Genomic DNA, 3,214 nt, shown 5'->3' on the forward strand with positions numbered 1-3,214 from the left:
TCGTCGACCACGATCTGGTCGCCATCGGCGATCGTCGGCTCCATCGAATCGCCGCGTGCGCGCAGCATTGCGGCGCGCGCCGGGTCGAGCCCGAGCGTTTCGATCAAGCGGGAATCGAGCAGCAGCGGCGCGGCGCTCGGATCATCACCCGATAGCGCCCCCGGCCCCGCCGACGCCTCGACATCGATCCGCCGGATCGAGGCCATACGCGGCGTCGGCGGCCCGCCCAGCTCCGCCCCATCGACGCGAAAATAGCCCGCGAGCAACGCCCGGTCGCGCTCGGCCAGCACGCGCGGCGTGCCGCGCTTCACATATTGCTGAAGGTACGCATCGTTGCGCCGCAGCATCCGCGACAGCGCCGCATAGCTGACGCCCGCCGCATCGATCAGCGCCGCCAGCCGCGCACGAGGATCGCTCCCGTCCATCGCCGACACAATAACCATAGGAAATTTCCTAGACAAGTTGGAAAATAGAACAGATCAAGAACAGATTAAACGAATCGAAGGAGCGAAGGGCATGTCGGTGTTGGTGGAAATCGATCGCTATCTGAAGGCAACCGCAATGCCGCGGACCAAGTTCGGGCGTTTGGCGGTGCGCGATCCGCGGCTGGTCGATGATTTGCGGCGCGGGCGCGAACCGGGGCCGCGCATGGTGCGGCGGATCGAGGCCTTCCTCGCCGCGCGCGACACCGCGCCGCCGGAGCAACGGCGATGAGTCGCGGGCCCGATGCCGGGACGCTGGTCGCCCGCGCGATCGAACGCGACGCGCGCCGCGCCGGGTGCGTGGTGACGCTGTCCCTGCGCGAATCCTCGCGCTGGGCCAGCGCCACCTTTATCGGCGCGCGCCACCACCTGGCGCTCGACGGCCCCGACGATACCGCCTTCGCGCACTGGCTCGCGCGCCTCCCCGAAGCTGATTTGCCGGTTCGCGGGCATCTCGTCGCCGATCTCGCGATCGTATCGGACATCCGCGCCGCCGGACGCGCCACCGCCCACGTGGAGGCGCTGACCGTCGAGACCTGACAACCATGCCGATGGTGCGACTCTGTGTGACTTTAGCGCCCCCGCCAACCTGTCGACGGTGCGACTCGTGCGACTTTACGGATGGATTGTCCCTCGCGCCCGCGCCCGCTACGGCAGTGTGATGTCCGATCCGCGCATCATTGCCGTGACCCTCGACGAGCGCACCATTCTCTGGCGCTCGGCCGATATCGAACAGGAACGCCGGATCGCGATCTTCGATCTGATCGAGGGCAACCATTTCGCGCCGCAAAAGGCGTATCCCGATGGCTATGCCGGGCCGTACAAGATCGAATTGGCAGTCGAGGAAGGGCGGCTTGGCATCGCGATCCACCGCGCGGATGACACGCATCTCGAAACCTATGTCCTCGGCATGGGGCGCTTCCGCCGCCCGATCAAAGACTATTTCGCGATTTGCGACAGCTATTATCAGGCGATCCGGAGTGCAACGCCCGACCATATCGAGACGGTCGATATGGCCCGGCGCGGGATCCACAACGAAGCCGCAGACCTGTTGAAGGAACGGCTGGAGGGCAAGATCGAGATCGATTTCGACACCGCGCGCCGGTTGTTCACGTTGATCTGTGTCTTGCACATCAAAGCGTGATGTGGGCGTGACGCGGTGAATCTCCGGCTCTGGAACAGGCGGATCGGGCTGATCGGCGCGCTGCTCGTGGTACTCGGGCTCACCAGCATCGTGGCGGTGACGCTGGCGTTCAGTTGGCGTCCGTCGGATCGGTTCGCGTTCCAGGGGGTCGACGTGTCGGCCGCCAACGGGACGATCGACTGGTGGGGCGTGCGCAAGGGCGGCGCCGACTTTGCCTATGTCCGCGCGACCAGCGGTGCCGACGGGCGCGATCCCCGGTTCGAGGCCAATTGGGCCGGGGTCTACGAAACCGGCCTGCGCCGCGGCGCGATCCACGTCTATTCGCTCTGCCGCTTGGCCGCCGATCAGGCCAATAACTTCAACACCACCGTGCCGCGTGACCACGAAGCCCTGCCGGCCGCGGTCGAGATCGATTTTGCCGCCAATTGCGCCTCACGACCCGTCGCGCGCGTCGTGCTCGACGAGCTCCGCCGCTACCTCACGATGGTCGAGGCGCATACCGGCAAGCCCGTGCTGCTCAAGATCAGCAAACCGTTCGATGCGGCCTATGGCGTGACGGCGGCGATACCGCGCCCGGTCTGGGCAGTGCAGGATTTCTTCCCGCCGGATTATCCGGCAAGACCGTGGCGGATGTGGCAAGCGAACAGCATGCGGCGAATCGACGGGATCGAAGGGCCGGTCCATTGGAATGTGGTGGCACCATGAACGATAGTGAAACCGGCCCAACCCTGATTGCCGCGGCGCGCACAGCAGCGCTCAACGCGCACGCGCCCTATTCGCGCTTTGCGGTCGGCGCGGCGGTGTTGCTGCGCGACGGGCGGATCGTGACCGCCGCCAATTTCGAGAATGCCAGCTACGGCCTGTCGCTTTGCGCCGAAACGGTCGCGCTCGCCACGGTCAGCAGCGCGGGCGATCTGCGCAATGTGGTGGCGATCGGCGTGATCGGCGGGGCGATGGATGATGCTGGCCGTCCGACCGGCCGCACTCCGGTCGGCCCGTGCGGGCGCTGCCGCCAGGTGATCAACGAAGCCGCGCAAATGGGCGGGCGCGATGTGACGGTCTATTGTGGTGCGGCCGAGGGCGATGCGATCGAACGGTATGCTTTATCGGAGTTGCTGCCGCACGCGTTCGGGCCGGCCGATCTGGGGGTTGGCACGGCACTTTAGGAGGCAAAAAATGCGCGGATCGGCGGTACTTCTGGCGGCGCTACTGCTCCTCGTGCCGATTGCTGCCGGCGCGCAGGTCAAGCTCGATAGCATCGACGCACAGGTCCGGGACGGCATGGCAAAGACGGGCGCGAAGGGCATCGCCATCGCCGTGATCGACCGTAGCTAGATTGTCGCGGTAAGGACCTGGGGTGCGCGCAATGCCAAGGGTGATGCACTGACCCCGACGACGGTGCTATACGGCGCGTCGCTGACCAAGGCAGTCTTCGCCTATACCGTGCTGCAGCTTGCTGCGGAAAAGCGCATCGATCTCGACGCCTCGATTGCCACCTATCTCAAGAAGCCGCTGCCCGATTATGCCGATCCGGACGACCGCTATGCCGACTGGAGCGGGCTGCAAGGCGATGAACGCTGGCGCAAGC

Annotated in this window: 8 protein-coding genes; 7 read left to right on the forward strand and 1 reads right to left on the reverse strand. The window is 65.9% G+C overall.

The genetic code is table 11. The features are described 5' to 3' along the window. The coding region (locus ABWP09_RS14040) for a S24 family peptidase (RefSeq protein WP_353205742.1) at positions 1-443 on the reverse strand (443 nt) is incomplete at its 3' end. Between the two features lie 73 nt (positions 444-516). Between ABWP09_RS14040 and ABWP09_RS14045 the strand changes: the two genes are divergently transcribed. The 7 genes from ABWP09_RS14045 to ABWP09_RS14075 form a co-directional block, all read left to right on the forward strand. Further along, the gene (locus tag ABWP09_RS14045; RefSeq protein ID WP_353205743.1) at positions 517-714 is read left to right on the forward strand and encodes a hypothetical protein; all 198 of its coding nucleotides are present in this window, start codon (positions 517-519) and stop codon (positions 712-714) included. Next, positions 711-1,022: a hypothetical protein gene (locus ABWP09_RS14050; protein WP_353205744.1), complete on the forward strand. Its 312-nt coding sequence runs from the start codon at positions 711-713 to the stop codon at positions 1,020-1,022. The genes ABWP09_RS14045 and ABWP09_RS14050 overlap by 4 nt, the downstream gene beginning before the upstream one ends. A 121-nt stretch (positions 1,023-1,143) precedes the next feature. Then, on the forward strand, positions 1,144-1,626 hold the full coding sequence (locus ABWP09_RS14055) for a UPF0262 family protein (RefSeq protein WP_353205745.1): 483 nt from the start codon (positions 1,144-1,146) through the stop codon (positions 1,624-1,626). A 15-nt stretch (positions 1,627-1,641) separates the two neighbouring features. Next, positions 1,642-2,331, forward strand: coding sequence for a GH25 family lysozyme (locus tag ABWP09_RS14060; RefSeq protein ID WP_353205746.1), 690 nt, complete (start codon positions 1,642-1,644; stop codon positions 2,329-2,331). After that, positions 2,328-2,792, forward strand: coding sequence for a cytidine deaminase (locus ABWP09_RS14065; protein WP_353205747.1), 465 nt, complete (start codon positions 2,328-2,330; stop codon positions 2,790-2,792). Before ABWP09_RS14060 ends, ABWP09_RS14065 begins: the two co-directional genes overlap by 4 nt. 10 nt (positions 2,793-2,802) lie before the next feature. After that, complete coding sequence (locus ABWP09_RS14070; protein WP_353205748.1) at positions 2,803-2,961, forward strand: hypothetical protein; 159 nt, start codon at positions 2,803-2,805, stop codon at positions 2,959-2,961. Positions 2,962-3,024: 63 nt separating this feature from the next. Beyond that, on the forward strand, positions 3,025-3,214 hold a 190-nt coding region (locus ABWP09_RS14075), incomplete at its 3' end, for a serine hydrolase (protein WP_353205749.1).

Origin of the sequence: Sphingomonas sp. (assembly GCF_040398505.1) — a bacterium.
Classification (GTDB): domain Bacteria; phylum Pseudomonadota; class Alphaproteobacteria; order Sphingomonadales; family Sphingomonadaceae; genus Sphingomonas.